12 protein-coding genes are annotated in these 15,758 nt (G+C 61.9%); 5 read left to right on the top strand and 7 right to left on the bottom strand.

All coding sequences use genetic code 11. The annotated features are described in order from the left end of the window. Positions 1-57 precede the first annotated feature (57 nt). The 4 genes from bshC to pheS all read right to left on the bottom strand — a co-directional run bounded on the left by bshC (position 58) and on the right by pheS (position 5,584). Entirely contained in the window at positions 58-1,653 is a 1,596-nt protein-coding gene (bshC, locus tag ABD837_RS16630) for a bacillithiol biosynthesis cysteine-adding enzyme BshC (protein WP_345056698.1), read from the bottom strand. 182 nt (positions 1,654-1,835) lie between these two features. Further along, complete coding sequence (rimO, locus tag ABD837_RS16625) at positions 1,836-3,149, bottom strand: 30S ribosomal protein S12 methylthiotransferase RimO (protein ID WP_345056696.1); 1,314 nt, start codon at positions 3,147-3,149, stop codon at positions 1,836-1,838. A 127-nt stretch (positions 3,150-3,276) separates the two neighbouring features. Next, positions 3,277-4,434 (bottom strand): acyltransferase family protein, encoded by a 1,158-nt coding sequence (locus ABD837_RS16620; protein WP_345056694.1) that lies wholly within the window; start codon positions 4,432-4,434, stop codon positions 3,277-3,279. Positions 4,435-4,513: 79 nt separating this feature from the next. After that, positions 4,514-5,584, bottom strand: coding sequence for a phenylalanine--tRNA ligase subunit alpha (gene pheS, locus ABD837_RS16615; RefSeq protein ID WP_345056847.1), 1,071 nt, complete (start codon positions 5,582-5,584; stop codon positions 4,514-4,516). A gap of 106 nt (positions 5,585-5,690) precedes the next feature. Between pheS and ABD837_RS16610 the strand changes: the two genes are divergently transcribed. From ABD837_RS16610 to ABD837_RS16600, 3 genes are all read left to right on the top strand, one after another. Beyond that, complete coding sequence (locus ABD837_RS16610; RefSeq protein ID WP_345056692.1) at positions 5,691-6,332, top strand: hypothetical protein; 642 nt, start codon at positions 5,691-5,693, stop codon at positions 6,330-6,332. A gap of 747 nt (positions 6,333-7,079) precedes the next feature. Next, positions 7,080-7,502, top strand: coding sequence for a hypothetical protein (locus tag ABD837_RS16605; protein WP_345056690.1), 423 nt, complete (start codon positions 7,080-7,082; stop codon positions 7,500-7,502). A gap of 166 nt (positions 7,503-7,668) precedes the next feature. After that, positions 7,669-8,046, top strand: coding sequence for a hypothetical protein (locus ABD837_RS16600; protein ID WP_345056688.1), 378 nt, complete (start codon positions 7,669-7,671; stop codon positions 8,044-8,046). 105 nt (positions 8,047-8,151) lie between these two features. Here ABD837_RS16600 and ABD837_RS16595 read toward each other — a convergent pair whose 3' ends face one another. The 3 genes from ABD837_RS16595 to ABD837_RS16585 all read right to left on the bottom strand — a co-directional run bounded on the left by ABD837_RS16595 (position 8,152) and on the right by ABD837_RS16585 (position 12,891). Continuing rightward, positions 8,152-9,411 (bottom strand): M16 family metallopeptidase, encoded by a 1,260-nt coding sequence (locus ABD837_RS16595; protein ID WP_345056686.1) that lies wholly within the window; start codon positions 9,409-9,411, stop codon positions 8,152-8,154. A 57-nt stretch (positions 9,412-9,468) separates the two neighbouring features. Further along, entirely contained in the window at positions 9,469-10,122 is a 654-nt protein-coding gene (locus ABD837_RS16590; protein ID WP_345056684.1) for a hypothetical protein, read from the bottom strand. Positions 10,123-10,233: 111 nt separating this feature from the next. Next, positions 10,234-12,891, bottom strand: coding sequence for a SusC/RagA family TonB-linked outer membrane protein (locus ABD837_RS16585; protein ID WP_345056682.1), 2,658 nt, complete (start codon positions 12,889-12,891; stop codon positions 10,234-10,236). A gap of 165 nt (positions 12,892-13,056) precedes the next feature. On the opposite strand from ABD837_RS16585, the gene ABD837_RS16580 reads away from it, so the two are divergent. Together ABD837_RS16580 and ABD837_RS16575 are read left to right on the top strand one after the other, a co-directional pair. Next, on the top strand, positions 13,057-13,626 hold the full coding sequence (locus tag ABD837_RS16580) for a Riean_0653 family protein (RefSeq protein WP_345056680.1): 570 nt from the start codon (positions 13,057-13,059) through the stop codon (positions 13,624-13,626). A 107-nt stretch (positions 13,627-13,733) separates the two neighbouring features. After that, on the top strand, positions 13,734-15,734 hold the full coding sequence (locus ABD837_RS16575; RefSeq protein ID WP_345056678.1) for an alpha-ketoacid dehydrogenase subunit alpha/beta: 2,001 nt from the start codon (positions 13,734-13,736) through the stop codon (positions 15,732-15,734). Positions 15,735-15,758: the final 24 nt, after the last annotated feature.

Below are 15,758 nucleotides of genomic sequence, written 5' to 3'. Positions count from 1 at the left end.
CGAAGTTGCGAATAAAGTCGACAGTTAGCGCAACTTCCTAATCAAGCAGCGTGGGCCTTATTCTTCCTCGAGCACCGTGAACTCCAACGCCAGCGGCTCAAAAGCATCCAGCAGCTGCGCGATGAAAGCGGGGTTGTTGATAATAATGCTGAGCACGTTTTCGCTGCGTTCCTGCAAGCCGCCGCCGGGGAAGAGCTTGTCCTTGAGCGCGGCCAGCTGGGTATAGGCGGTTTCGTGCTTGGTTTCAGCGGCTTTACTCAGGCGCTTTTCGAGGCCGGCGAGGCTGGCGGCGGCTTTCTGGGCTTCGGCAGCCACGGTTTTCACCAGCGTGGGGTCGAGGCGCTGGGCCACGTCCTGCACCTGCTGGAAAGCGGCGGCCAGGGCCTGCTGCTGCTCTTTCAGGCTCACTTCTTCCTGGCCCAGGGCCGCGCCAACTTGCTTTTTCAATTCGGGCAGTGGCCGGAAGATTTCGTGCGTCGTGAGCCCCAGTTTCCTCATTTTGCCGCCGTTGGCACGGCTGATGTACTCGGCCGAATTGCGCGGCAGCACAATGGGGTAGGGCACGCCGAACGCGGCAAACACCTCCTTCAGCTGGAACCAGTACGCTACCTCAGCCCCGCCCCCAATGTACACGAGGTTGGGCAGCAGGATTTCTTGGTACACCGGCCGCAGCACCACGTTGGGGCTGAAATGCTCGGGGTGGGCCTGGGCCAGGGCCAGCAACTCGGCCTGGCTGTGGCATTTGGCCGTGTTGCGAATGGTGACCTCCACGCAGTCGGCGCCGCTGGCGTCGGGTTCCAGCCGCTCGCGCTTGCCCTCGTCGGTGATGAAAAACAGGTTGATGGGACGCGAATACACCTGCGGTTTGTAGCCAGCGGCGGCAAGGTGGCTGTTGGTGGCCTGCACGGCGGCATTCGATACCTGCTCCTGAATCTCCTTCGTCAGCAACGGTATCAAAGCCTGCTTTAGTGCCGGCTGGTCGGCATCCAGCGTTACCAGTCCGAACTCGCCAAACAGCGAATCGGCCAGCTTGCGGGTGGCTTCGGCCAGGTTTTTTGAGGTGGTATACGCCTCGTGAAAAGCCGCTGGTACTTCGAGCGGCAACTGGCTCAGCAGCTGCTCGCTGATGCCATCCAGCGCGAGGCGGCCCACCGGCCCACCCGTGCCGGCCGCATCCCAGGCGTAGGTTTTGCCGAACAGCGAAAAGTGGTTGATTTCGGCGAAATCATGGTCCTCGGTAGCCATCCAGTACACCGGCACAAAATCATATTGCGGGTACTTCGCCTTCAACTCCCGGCTGAGTTTGATGGCCGACACGATTTTGTAGATGAAGTACAGCGGCCCGGTGAGTAGGTTGAGCTGGTGCCCGGTCGTCACGGTAAAAGTGGTATTCTTCGCCAGTAGCTCGATGTTGGCGGCCACCGCGGCCGGTGCAGCGTCGGGGTATTGCGCCTGCAAAGCCGTTACCAGCCGCTGCCGCGCTTCGGGCGAGTAGCTGGCTTGCTTCTCCTCAATCTGGGCCGCGAAGTTCTCCAGCGCGGGCCAGCGGTTGTAGAACGGTGCTAGGGCGGGCTTCTGGGCGATATAGTCAGTCAGCAGGCCCGAGAAGGCGCCAGTTTCGGCGTAGGGCAGCGTGGTGCAGCGAGTAGGCATGGGGGTAGTACGAGCGGGGCCGGGTTCGGTGCGAACCTCAGCCAATGGCAAAAGTCCGCACAAAACCCGGCCCCGCCGGAAAAGTTGCTTTTAATCGTCAGAACGGTGTAGAGACGCATACTTGCGTCTCGCCTACCGCGCCGTGTGGGAGTCGTTCAGCGACGAGACGCAAATATGCGTCTCTACACCAAGTGGCCGTACAAATCGAAGTCCGAGGCCGAGTCAATTTTCACATTCGCGAAATCGCCGAGGCGCACAAACGTGTCTTTCTCCACCGGCACCAGCACTTCGTTGTCCACCTCGGGCGAGTCGAACTCGGTGCGGCCCACAAAATGGCCGCTTTCCTTGCGGTCGAACAGCACCTTGTAGGTCTGGCCCACGCGGGCCTCGTTCAGCTCCATCGAAATGCCTTGCTGCAGCTCCATAATGGCGTCGGCGCGCTCCTGCTTCAGCTCAGCCGGCACGTCATCGACGAGGGTATGCGAGTGGGTGTTTTCTTCGTGCGAGTAGGTGAAAATGCCCAAGCGCTCGAAGCGGGTCTGCTCCACGAAATCATACATTTCCTGGAAGTCCTGCTCCGTTTCGCCGGGGTGACCCGAAATGAGCGTGGTGCGCAGGGCAATTCCCGGCACGCGTTGCCGAATGGTATCCACCAACTCGATGGTGCGGCGCTTGGTGATGCCGCGGCGCATGCTTTTCAGCATGGCGTCGGAACCGTGCTGCAGGGGCATGTCAAGGTATTTGCAGATGTTTTCGCGCTCGGCCATCACGTCCAGCGCATCCAGCGGGAACTGCGAGGGGTAGGCGTACTGCAGGCGAATCCAATCGATGCCGTTCACGTCGGACAGGTTGCGGAGCAGGTCGGCCAGCTTGCGCTCGCCGTAGGCCTGCAGGCCGTAGTAGGTCAGGTCCTGGGCAATGAGAATCAGCTCTTTGGTGCCCATGCTGGCCAGGCGCTTGGCTTCCTTCACCAAGTCTTCAATGGGCCGGTCCACGTGCTGGCCGCGCATCAGCGGGATGGCGCAGAACGAGCAGGGGCGATTGCAGCCTTCCGCAATTTTGAAGTAAGCGTAGTGGCGCGGTGTGGTAATCAGGCGCTCGCCGATGAGCTCGTGCTTGTAGTCGGCGTTCAGCACCTTCAGCATCTGGGGCAGCTCCAGGGTACCGAAATAGGCATCTACCTGCGGAATTTCCACCTCCAGCTCATCCTTGTAGCGCTGCGAGAGGCAGCCCGTTACGTACAGCTTGTCGAGGCGGCCGGCCTCTTTCTCATCCGCGTAGCGCAGAATGGTGTCGATGCTTTCCTGCTTGGCGTTATCAATAAAGCCGCAGGTGTTGATGATGACAATGTTGGCGTCGGACTTTTCGGCCTCGTGCGTCACATCGAAATCGTTGGCCTGCAGCTGGCCCATCAGGACTTCGCTGTCCACGATGTTCTTGGAGCAACCGAGGGTGATGACGTTTACTTTATTCTGAGTCTGATTTCTAACTTTCACTATCGCTGATTTTAACTGATTAACCGTGGTTTCGCTGCTGCAGTAGGGTAATAAAGGCGTCAGCAGCTTCGGGGAAAAGGGCCGCGAGCGCGAATAGGATAGATTGCTCTTTAGCCGAACCCCAAAATTACGACGTAGCCAGTCCCCGACCACCAGTGAGCACCGCATAAATGCCTGGCACCAACCCGCGCAGCAGCGCACCAAGCCCCACGCTCACAGCAACTACCAGCAGCGGCAAGGCGAGGTAAGTAAGCAAATGGATGTGCGGGATGGCCCTGCCATAGCGCAACGCCAGCTCGGTGGCATAGTTCACCAACGGCACATGCACCACGTAAATCATAAACGAAAAGCTCGTCAGCCAGCGAAACCAGCCCTGCGCCATGCACCAGCGCACCAGCCCGTTCAGTCCAAACCAGGCGGCCAGCATGCCGCTTACCTCGCCAACTTTGTGCAGCGCCAGCATTCCCAAAGCCATTGGGAACGAAAACGGCGGCCCAACGTGGAACGCCAGCCAGGTTTTGAGGGCGGCGCTACCCAGCCACAACGCCACCCACAGCATGGGCCGGAACCAGGGCGGGGGCGCCAATACTTCCTTTTGGCGTAGCGCCAGCCACATGCCCAACCCAAAAAACAGCAGCCCTTCGCCCTCCACTACCGGCAGCGGCGCCATGAAAAACCACAGCAGCCCGGCCACCCCAAAGTAGATGGCGGGCCTGCGCAAAATAGCTGTGCGCAGCCACGGATAAGCCACATTATACACCAAAAGGCTACGCAAAAACCACAGTTGAAACGGCGCCGGTGCCACCAGCCAGCGCTGCACCAGTTCGCCCACCGAGTATTGGCTGAGCAACTGCCGGGGCCAGAAAGGGCTGATTTCGGCATCAACAACGGCTTGGCGCGTCACCGGGAATTGCTCTAGCGCCCAGAGCAGGGCCAGCCACAGCAGGCTCCAGAGCAGGTAGGGGAGGCCCAGCGTGCGCAGGCGTCGCCACACGCGTTGGCCGTGCGGCTGCGCTCCTTCGCGCCGGGCAAAGAGGTAGCCGGAAATGGCAAACAGAATGGGAATCCGGAAGCGCAGCACCCCATTGGCCAGGAAATATTGCAGCCAGGTGCCCGGCCCCAGCGGCTCATCTACGGGCGTGAAGGGCTGCAAATAGCGCGGGTGCAGGTTATAGGCATGCACGTAAATCAGCAGCACCATGGCCACCAGCGACCAAAACCGCAGCTTCTGGCTGAGGAAAGGGTCTAGGGAAGTTGGGGCAGAACTAGCAGGAGAGAGGGGCATGTCCGCAATGATGCAAGAAAGCGGCGAACAGTTGGTAACCAACTATTCGCCGCTTTCCAGGGAAGAAGTTTAAGCCTGCTTACAACGCCTCAAACTGCCGCAAAAAGCGCATGTCGTTTTCCGTGAACAGGCGCAAATCCTTAATCTGGTATTTGAGCATGGCGATGCGCTCGATGCCCATGCCCCAGGCGTAGCCAGAGTATTTCTCGGCGTCGATGCCGGCGTTTTCGAGCACCGCCGGGTCTACCATGCCGCAACCACCGATTTCGACCCAGCCCGAATACTTGCAGATGTTGCAGCCCGCGCCCTTGCAAATCAGGCAGGTGATGTCGATTTCGGCGCTGGGCTCGGTGAAGGGGAAGAAGCTCGGGCGGAAGCGGATGTTGATACCAGCCCCGAACAGCTCCTGCACGAAGTAGTACACCGTTTGCTTCAGGTCGGCGAAGCTCACGCCTTCGTCAATGAAAATGCCCTCTACTTGATGAAACATCATGTGGGCCCGGGCCGAAATGGCCTCGTTGCGGAACACCCGGCCCGGCATCACCCGGCGGATGGGCAGGGGTTCGGTTTCCATCACGCGCACCTGTACCGTGCTGGTGTGGGTGCGCAGCAGGTGCGGCAGTTCGGGGGCGCCGGTGGGCACGTCATCCGGATTAGCTGTGCGCGAAGCGGGAGCCACAAAAAACGTGTCCTGCATGTCGCGCGCCGGGTGGTTTTCGGGGAAGTTGAGGGCAGTGAAATTGTGCCAATCATCCTCAATCTCAGGCCCTTCGGCTACGGCAAAACCAATGCGGCCGAAGATGCGCAGCATCTCCTCGCGCACCAGGCTCAGGGGGTGGCGGGTGCCCAACGCGTTGGGTACCACGGGCAGCGTATAGTCAAAATCGGGGTTGGCCGGAGTATTATCTGCCGCCGCTTCGGCGGCCTGCTGGGCCTCGTCGAAGCGGGCCTGGGCCTGCTGTTTTAAGGTGTTAAGCTGCTGGCCTACTGCACGCTTATCTTCGGCAGGCACAGCCTTGAGCTGGTCGAACAAGTCGGCCAGCCGGCCCTTGCGGCCGAGGTAGGCAATGCGAAACGCATCGAGGTGTGCGGCGTTGCTAAGGTCAGCGGTTGTAATTTCGGCCGTCAGCGCGGCAATGGAGTCCTGCATCTGCATCATATCCCGCAAAGTTACGGCAAGGCTTGCGCCGCGCCGAACGTTTCAGTCCCGCTTTCAGTTAGCTCCCCGAAACCACTATATTCCCCCTCTATATCCCATGAAACGCGCTCTATTCTTCCTGTTCTTTGCCGCTGGCCTCGCCAACTCTGCCGCCGCCCAAAGCGGCTGGGATACCGGCGGCGGTTGGGATGCTCCCAAAAAGGCTCCTGCTAAGAAATCGACCAAAACTACTTCAACCAAAACCACGTCGACCAAGGCCACCGGCCAGCAAGCGGCCAGCAACGGCGGTGCGGCCGAAATGCCCGCCCCCGCCGAAGCGCCGGCTGCAGCTGCTACGGCCGGCCCAGTCCCAGCACCTGCCAGCGGCTTTGGCGGCGGTGGGGGCGGCAACACCCCCAGCAGCATCGGCATGTCGGTAGCTCCGGGTGCCCCAATTGTGATGCGCGGTGGCCGTAGCGTAATGGCCGACGACGCCGCCGCTGCTCGCGAGCGCCGCATGAACCGCAAAGTGCGCCGCGAGAAGCCGTGGCCCCCGCGCCCATCTGTAGCCGTAACCATTGGGGCACCAGCTCCGGCGGCCCCGGCTCCGGCCCCGGTCGTTGATGCTGCCAGCGGCAGCGCGACGCAGGCTGTTGGCGGCGCCCAGGCGCCGGCCGCTTCGGCCAAAGCTTCGGCCCCGGTTAAAGCTGCTCCCAAGGCTGCTCCCAAGAAAAAAGCTGCTGAGCCCCTGGGCTGGTAGTTCTATAGCCGCAGCTGTTGCCTCAATCAGCAGCTGCGGCACAAACACGTTAGATTCCAAGCCCGCTTCCCTTTGGGGGGCGGGTTTTTTGCTTGTGTTTGGTTGTGAGCGGTATGCCGTCCGCCTTGGTCGGGTTCGCGTATGCCGTGAGCTTGGTATGCTGGCTTTGCCAAAGCTGCTTTCTTTTTCACTCCTAATTCACCTGCTATATGCTACGCGCCCTGCTTTCTTGCCTGCTTTTGCTGGCTTTCGCTGCCGATTCTTTGGCTCAGACTACGCCGCCCGCGCCTGTAACAGCGCGTCACACTACTACCCAGCAAAAAACCACTACCCGCCGCGCTGCTAGCAAGCCTACCCGGACCACCGTGCGCAAAACCAGTTCGAAAAAAGTGGGCGTAGCTACGCCAGCTGCCCGTACGGGCGCAGTGGTAAGTAGCCGGCGAGCTGCCGCGCCCGGCCCCGCCAGCGGCAAAGGCCAGGGCGTGTATGCCGCGCCAGGCGAGCCCGTCGATGTTCAGAACGGAGCTACAATGGGCTACAATGGTGCCGCTCCCCGCCGCGCTAAAACCAAGACCACGACGACGCTCACGCCGCGCCAGGTTTTGCCAGCAAAGGCAAATGGCCCAACCAAACGCCGCTGGTGGCTTGGTCGAGCCATTTTTATATGGGAAACAGAAGTTGGCACGCTTTTCGAATTGCACCACTCAGCAACCGAAAATAAACGTCTTACTTCTCATTTCTTCAGCCATGTTCCGCACCGTTTTTACCCTCGCTCTGTCGATGCTCCTGCTGGCTGAAGCCAGTGCCCAAACCACGCCGGCCACCACCAAAAAGGCTTCGGCTAAAGCCACCGCCCGCACCACGCGCCGCGCCGCCAAAAAGGCCCGCAAGGTGGCCATCAAATCGGCCCCGGTAGTGCCTGCCCTCAACGACGGCTGGCCCGCCGAAGAAGCTCAGACGGCTGTGGCCTCGACCGGAACCGTGACCAGCGACGGTTGGGCTGCAGCAGCCGCGTCCAGCAGCAGCAACCGCGGCGAAATCGACAACGCCAACGTTTATGCTTCGCCCGGCATGCCGGTGCACATCCGCACCAGCAACGGCATGGTTCCCTACAGCGTGCGCCCGCCTCGCAAGCCCGCCGTTGTTACCCAGACCACCCTCGGCAATTAATTTGATAGCGGCGGCCCGGCGAAAGCTAGGCCGCCGCTTGCTTTTGCCAGCTTCCATTGTCGCTCAAACCCCTCGTGGGCCTTGGTGCGTATGATGGAAGCTGCAGCCTTTACAGCCCGGGCGAGCTACTTGGTCTTACTTGAAACCCTTTCAATTTTTGTCACTTATGCTACGCACTCTTCTCACTTCGCTATTGCTGGTTGCTGCCGTGGTTGGCAGCGCCGATGCCCAGACCCGGCCGCGCAAAAAGGCCGTGCCGTACTCGGTGCGGGGGCCGCGCAAAGTCAAGGCCAATATCAATCCCCACACGGGCAAGCCTTACGGTGCTGGCGTACCCGAAGATATTAAGAACGGCACCATGTCGTACCTGGCCCCCAGCGTGCCCATGCGCAGGCAAGTGGGCTACCAGGGCAACGGTGGTTACAACGAAAACCGCACTCCGCGCCCGCGCTATGCCAAGCCCGCCAATAGCAGCCTAAACCGCGATAACGCCAGCCCTGTGGCTCCGGGAAAAACCAAGGTTAAAGTCAAGGCCAAACGCTAAGCTGACGCAGAAAGCGAGTACCCCGCCTTTTCCTTCCGGGCCATTGAACGATGTTGTTCAAACAGGCCAGATGGAAAAGGCGGGGTACTCGCTTTTTATTGGTTGCTAGGCCGCTATTTCGGCCGTGGCCGGCACGGCTTGGTAGTAGAGCGTGCTGCAGTTTTCGGGGCGTAATACTAGCTGGGCGGCGGCGCGTACGTCGGCTGCCGTCACGGCCTGAATGCGGCGGCTTTCGTCGTTCACCAAGTTTGTGTCGCCCTGCAGCTTGCTGTACGCCAAGTTAAGAGCTCGATTCAGCAGGTCGATTTCGCCAAACACGAGGCTGCTTTCGGCCTGGTTTTTTACTTTGTTGAGTTCCTGCGCGTCCACATCGTGGGTCAGAAATTCGGCTACTACGGCCTCTACGGCAGCATCAGCTTCTTCGAGGCTCACGCCCTCATTCAGCTTGCCGCTGATGACAAGCAGGCCGGGGTCGAGCGAGCCGGTGAGCGAGGCCGAGATGTTGTTGAACAGGGCCTGCTCTTTCACCAGGCGCTGGTGCAGGCGGGCCGACTTGCCCCGGCCCAGCACGTCGCTCAGCAGGTCGACGGCGTGGTACCGCTCATCGGCGCGGGCCGGCATATGGTAGGTTTTGTAGAGGGCGCTCAGCGGCACGGAGGCAGTGGCCGTCAGGTGGCGGGGTTCGGTTTGAATGGGCTCGGCGGGGAGCAGGCGCTGGTAGGGCGCACCGCCGGGAATGGGCCCGAACCACTTTTCGGCCAGGCGGCGCACTTCCGCTTCGCTCACGGCTCCGGCTACTACTAGCACGGCATTCTGTGGGGCGTAGTGCTTCTGGAAAAAGCCGCGTACGTCGTCCATCACGGCGTTTTCGATGTGCGAAATCTCCTTGCCGATGGTGTTCCACTGGTACGGATGGGTGCGGTAGGCCAGGGGCTTGAGTTGCAGCCACACATCGCCGTAGGGCTGGTTGAGATAGCTCTGCTTGAATTCTTCGACCACCACTTTGCGCTGCACCTCGAGGCCATTTTCGGAAAAAGCCAGATTGAGCATGCGGTCCGACTCGAGCCAGAAGCCGGTTTCGAGGTTAGCCGCTGGCAGCGAGAGGTAATAGTTGGTGACGTCGGAGCTGGTGAAGGCGTTGTTTTCGCCGCCCACGCGCTGCAGTGGCTCATCGTAGCTCGGAATATTAACCGAGCCCGAGAACATCAAATGCTCGAACAAGTGGGCAAAGCCCGTGTGCGTGGCGTCTTCATCGCGCGAGCCCACGTCGTACATCACGTTGAGCACGGCCATGGGCGTGCTGAAATCTTCGTGAACGATGCAGCGCAGGCCGTTGGCGAGGGTAAATTCGGTGAAGTGAATCATGAAGCGAAGATACGGCCCGGGGCCGGTCACAGGCGACGGGGGCCTAAGTAGGGTGCCCTATTGGGGCCGGGTCGGCTGGTGCAGGTACACGTTGAGCGTAGCGCCCAGCCAGCTATAAAACTCGTCGTGCGAAGAACTATTCCGTTCCGTGGGGTAGGCCGTCAGGCTGCGCGAGAAGCTACGCCGATAGGTAAGCGCAAAAGTGGTTTCGAGGCGTTCGCCGAGGGGTAGCACACGCACTTCCACGCCCGTCATGCCGGTTACCTCCACCGGATGCGTGGCGTAGCGCCCCGCGAAATTATTGGGCGTCTGGCCGCCATTAAGCCAGAAGGTGGGGCCGGCTCCCAACAGCAGGTGCAGGCGCGCCTTGGGCAGGCCGCTGCGCAAGTACACCGGCACAAACAAGCTGCCGTTGTGCGTACCGGGCGACTGCCAGGGGCGGGCGGCGCGGTAGGTGGCCAGCATGTCGGCCTGCAGCGAGAGGAGGGGCTCGGTACGCGCCAGCAGGTAGCCACCCGTAATGCCCCCCGTGAAGTACGACAGGTTGTGCGGCGGTACAACAACGGCGTTAGAGGACACGAATTCCATGCCGGTACCCGCTTTAAGGCCAATATTCCAGCGACGGGCCGGGGGCAGCAACCGGGGGGCAATGTTCTGGGCGTGGCTGGCCCCAGCTAGTAGCAGCGCAGCAAAAAACGGGAGGTATCGCACGATAGGACAGGGCTAAGTGAGGGGGATAGTCAGCCTTAGTACGATGCCCGGGGGGACATAAGTTCGTGCGGCCCTGTTTTCCGGCCAGTACTCTTCGGGCGCCGGGCCTGGCTAAAGGGTTGCTCGCACGCCCAGCGCTACGGTACGCGCCACCGGGTAAGCGGCCAGGTCGAGGCCGGCCTGGCGCGGGTCGGCTTCGGCGGCGCTCACGTTGGGGTCGAAGCCCCGGTAGGCCGTGAGCACCAGTAAATTGGTGCCGGTCAGAAACACCGAAACCGCGTGCGGGGCCTTGCGCCATACCTCGGCCGATACCACCACGTTGCTGAGCCGCAGGTGGTTGCCCGACTGCAGCGTGTAGCTGGACACTCCGTTGGTGAGAGAGCCGGTCGTGGTCCCGGCTCGGGGTACGTCTGTGTTGGTGTTCGTCGGTGTCCAACGGTCGCGCACGCGGGTGGTGGCATTGAAGCCCCCCCGGGGCACATCCAGCACCTGCAGGTTAGCGTCGAACATATCGTAGCTAAACATCCCATCCAATTGCAGCTGCAGGTCGAACCGCCCGTAGGTGAGTTGCTGGGTGAGCCCAAGCAGCTGGCGGGGCACTCCCGACCCCAGTATCTGGGGCGACGGCAGGTTACCGCCATTAGAAGCATCGAAAAGGGGGTTGCCGGTGGCATCCAGGCCCAGGAAGCGGTTTCCGTAGAACGAGCCCAGCGGCTCGCCCGAGGTGTAAGCAAAGTTGCGGCCCAGCACGTAAAAGCGTATCCCGGTGTCGGTGGGCTGGTCGTAGCGGTTGCGGTTGAAGGAGGCCGTGAGCCCGGTGCTGCCGTGCAGGCGGCCGGCCTGCCAGGTGCCGGCCAGGGTCAGCTCAAGCCCTCGATTGCGCACGTACACGGCGGGCAGCTGTTGCCCAGGATAACCCAATCTGGCCCGGGTATCGCGCCGGTAGGCCGAGGCAGTGAAAAACAGCCGGTCGTGGGCCAGGCCCAGCCGCAGGCCGGCATCAACTTGGGCGGTTAGCTCATCCAGAAATAAAAAGTAGGAGTTTGCGCCGGTTGCGCCGCCGCGGAAGTTTAGCCCGTGGTCGCCGGCATAGTTGCCGCGGTTGCTGGTCTGGCCCCAGCCGGCTAGCAGGTCGAAGGTGCTGATAGGGCCCTGGCCCTTCAGCCACTTCTCTTCGCCTGCGTGCCAGGTAGCCTGGGCCGCTGGGAGCCATTCCCGGGCTTCGGCCGACGGCGCGTGGGTTGAGTTGTCGGCCCGCAGGCTGCCCTGCAGGGCATACCGATGGTCGTAAACGTAGCCCGCCGTCAGCTGGTAGCCAAAGAGGTTGTACTGTTGGGTAAATGTGGACCCGCCGCCTCCCTGGTAAACAAACTGAGCTCCTCGGGGCGCTCCCTTTGGCTGGTAGGTTCGGAAAGTCTCCGCCCACTCGTTGCGCCAGCTGTTGGCTTCGGCCGAGGCCGTAATGGCGTGGCGCAACCCCAGGTTACGGGCATAGCGCAGGGCGGGGTTGAGAATGGTCTGCTGATGAAAAGCGCGGCGGGTGCTGCCCTCATACCCTCCAACCCGCTGATAGTAATTATTTGGCCCCAGGTAATCGCGCGCAACCAGCGAGTCGCGTTCCAGCGAGGCGCGCAGGTTCAGCCTCAGGCCCGGCAGGAACTCATAATTCAGCTCGCCGTGCGCCAGCAAGCGGCGGTTGCGGGTATTGCTCAGGTTTTGGTTGGCTACCTGCACCGGGTTTGGGTTGCCATAATCGGTGGCGTAGTCACCGGTGGCGTCGTACACCGGCACAGTGGGCAGCAGGCGCAACGCCAGGGGAAGGGCGTTGGCCGTGGGGCGGTGCTCCTCCACCTGGTTGTAGTTCAGCCCCGCGCTCAGGCGCAGGTGCTGGCCGATATTCTGGTCGAGGTTCAGGCGCAGGCCGTAGCGGTGCAGGTCGGAGCTAAGCACAATGCCTTGCTGGTTGAGGTAGTCGAGCCCGGCGTAATAGCGTGTGCCGTAGGCGTTGCTGCCCTGCAGGTTCAGGTGATGCTCCTGTATGGCTGCGGCGCGCAGCACTTCGGCTTGCCAGTCGGTACCGGCCCCGAAACTGGCTATTTCGGCCGGTGTGAAGTCAGGGGCATAGCCGTTGTTGCGGGCGGCTTCGTTGGCCAGCTCGGCGGCTTCGCGGGCGCCCAGCAGCTGGTAGCGGTTGCGGGCCGTTTGCACGCCGCCCCAGCCCGTGTACTGCACCTGCAGCGGCTGCCCCGCCGCCCCGCGCCGGGTGGTGATGCGGACAACCCCATTCTGACCCAGAAAGCCGTATTGGCCGGTGTCGAACGCGCCCTTCAAGATTTCGACCTGCTCAATATCTTCCGGGGCAATGCTCAGGAGTGGGTTGGTGCTGGCGTCGGGGTTGATGGGCGGCGGATTGAAGCCGGACACCTCGCTGAAGGTGTTGAACCGGTACTGGAACACCGGTACGCCGTCCACCACGTACAGCGGCTGGACGTGGTTGTCGAGGCTGGCCGCGCCGCGAATGCGCACCACGGCGCCCGCGCCGGGGGCACCAGAATAAGGCGTTACCTGCACCCCAGCCACCCGCGTAAACAGAGGGTGCACGGCGGTGATGCCCCCATAGATACGGATGCTTCGAACAGTGCTGTCGCCTGGGACAGGGGTAGCTACCAAACGAACAATAGGAGTGCCTGGGGCTAAGGTGTCGGCCTGTTGTGCCTGTGCGGCGATGGCTGCCATCAACAGAACACCGATGGGTAGAAGTCGGACCATAATAAAACAAGGAAGGAAAAGCAGCTGCGAAGATAGATGCCTCCCCTCCCGCAGATTACACACTGCTACCAGATGCAGCTACACGTACCGAAAGGCCACAACTGCGAAAGTCAAGCTAACTCAGTACCTTTCGTTCCCATCCACCCCTTTCTTCCGCTGCTTCTCATGCCCAAACGCCTACTCCTGCTGTTGCCACTGCTTGCCCTGCTGGCCAGTTGCGAAGACGCCACCGCCGACCTATATCCGACGCTGGCGCCCGTGCACTTGCCCGCCGAAAGCAAGGTAGGAGCTAACACCTTTGGCTGCCGCGTGAATGGCCAGCCCTGGGAAGCCAGCAACACTCGCACTCTCGACGGCCGCGTACTCACCCCCACCGCATACTACCAGCACGGCGAGCTACGCCTCGATGCCTTCCGGCGCCTGCAGGTCGAAGGGCCGATTACCACTGTTTCGTTACGGGCTGCTCACATCAATGGGCCCGGGCTGTACGAGCTAGGCGGCCCGGCTGATGCCGGCCGCACTGCAGCCCTGGCCACCGCTAGTCGGCAGCTCGTCTACGCGGCGGCCACCGGCACCCTTACCATCACGCGCCTCGATACGGCGGGCATGCACCCGGTGGTGGCGGGCCGGTTCGAACTGCGCACCACGCTTATGCCGGAAGCTCACCGGGCCGCCGGCCTGCCAGCCGAAGTGCGCGTAACAGAAGGGCGGTTCGATATCGAGCTTAACCGCTAGCAGGTTGGTGATAGCTGGCAAATGCTGGTCGGACGTGAGCGTGGTGGGGGGCGGGCCGCGGGCATTCGCCCGCTACCTTTGCCGTCCCAACCCACCCATTTTTCCACATGACGCCCACCGCCACCGCCCTCACATTCGACCGGCAAGCCCTCACCAACGAAACCCTGCTGCACCTCTACCAGCACCTGCTGCGCCCCCGGCTGATTGAGGAAAAAATGTTGATTCTGCTGCGGCAGGGCAAAGTGAGCAAGTGGTTTTCGGGCATCGGCCAGGAGGCCATCTCGGTGGGCAGCACGCTGGCGCTGGAAGCCGACGAGTACATTCTGCCGCTGCACCGCAACCTGGGCGTGTTCACGGGGCGTGAGGTGCCGCTGGGCCGCCTGTTTGCCCAGTGGCAGGGCAAGCGCACCGGCTACACCAAAGGCCGCGACCGCAGCTTCCACTTCGGTACCAACGAGCACCACATCGTGGGCATGATATCGCACCTCGGGCCGCAGCTGGCCGTAGCCGGCGGCATCGCCCTAGCCGACGTGCTCGATAAAAACCCCAAAGTGACCGTGACCTACAGCGGCGACGGCGGCGCCAGCGAAGGCGACTTCCACGAAGCCCTGAATGTGGCCGCCGTGTGGCAGCTGCCGGTTATCTTCATCATCGAAAACAATGGCTACGGCCTGAGCACGCCCAGCAACGAGCAGTTTCGCTTCAAGTCGTTCGTCGACAAAGGTCCTGCTTATGGCATGGAGGCCGTGCAGGTCGACGGCAACAACGTGCTCGAAGTGTACACCACCATCAAGCGCTTGGCTGAGGACATGCGCCAGAACCCACACCCGGTACTGGTCGAGGCCCTCACGTTCCGCATGCGCGGCCACGAGGAAGCCAGCGGCACCAAGTACGTGCCCCAAAGCCTGATGGAAGAATGGGCCGCCAAAGACCCGGTCGAGAACTACGAGAAGTGGCTCATGGCCGAGGGCATTCTCACCGAAACGGCCAAGCACGGCATCCGCGAGAAAATCAAGGCTGCCATTGAAGCCGGCCTGCAGGAAGCCGACGCCGAACCCATGCCCACGGCCGACATCCAGGAGGAAATTGCCGACATGTACCAGCCCTTCGATGCGCCCGTAACCGACGCGCCGAAAGACGCAGCGGCCCCCGAAAAGCGCTTCATCGATGCTATTCAGGAGGGCATGAAGCAGAGCATGGAGCGCTACCCCGAACTGGTGCTCATGGGCCAGGACATTGCCGATTACGGCGGGGTCTTCAAAATTACGGAAGGCTTTGTGGCTGAATTTGGCAAGGCCCGGGTGCGTAATACGCCGCTGTGCGAGTCGGCCATTGTCGGCATCGGGCTGGGCCTGAGCATCAAGCGCAAGAAGGCCATGGTGGAAATGCAGTTTGCCGATTTTGTCACCTGCGGCTTCAACCAGATTGTAAACAACCTGGCCAAGAGCCACTACCGCTGGGGCCAGAACGCCGACGTGGTGGTACGCATGCCCACCGGTGCCGGCTCGGCCGCCGGCCCCTTCCACTCCCAGAGCAACGAGGCCTGGTTCACGCACGTGCCCGGCCTGAAAGTGGTGTACCCCAGCAACCCGCACGATGCCAAGGGCTTGCTCTGCGCAGCCTTCGAAGACCCCAACCCCGTGCTGTACTTCGAGCACAAGATGCTCTACCGCAGCCTCACCGGCCCGGTGCCCGAGGCTTACTACACCACGCCCATCGGGCAGGCTGCGCTGGCCGCCGAAGGCGATGAAATGAGCATCATCACTTACGGCATGGGCGTGCGCTGGGCCCTGCAAACCTGCCAGGACTTGGGCGTGTCGGCCGACATTCTCGACCTGCGCACCCTGCTGCCCTGGGACCAAGAAGCTGTGCGCCGCACCGTGGAGAAAAACGGCCGTGTCATCATCCTACACGAAGACACCATGACGGGCGGCATCGGCGGCGAAATCGCAGCCTGGATTGGCGAAAATTGCTTCGAGCACCTCGATGCGCCGGTGCGCCGCGTGGCCTCGCTCGATACCGCCATCCCGTTTGCACCACCGCTGGAGGCGGCCTTCCTGCCCCAACAGCGCCTGCGCGAGCAGGTACAGGCGCTGCGCAGCTACTAGTACAGTTCAGGTTGGCGCGGTTTT

Source organism: Hymenobacter glaciei, from assembly GCF_039539585.1.
Classification (GTDB): Bacteria; Bacteroidota; Bacteroidia; order Cytophagales; family Hymenobacteraceae; genus Hymenobacter; species Hymenobacter glaciei.
Note: the sequence above shows the minus strand (reverse complement) of the source record. Positions and strands in the feature narration are given on the sequence as shown.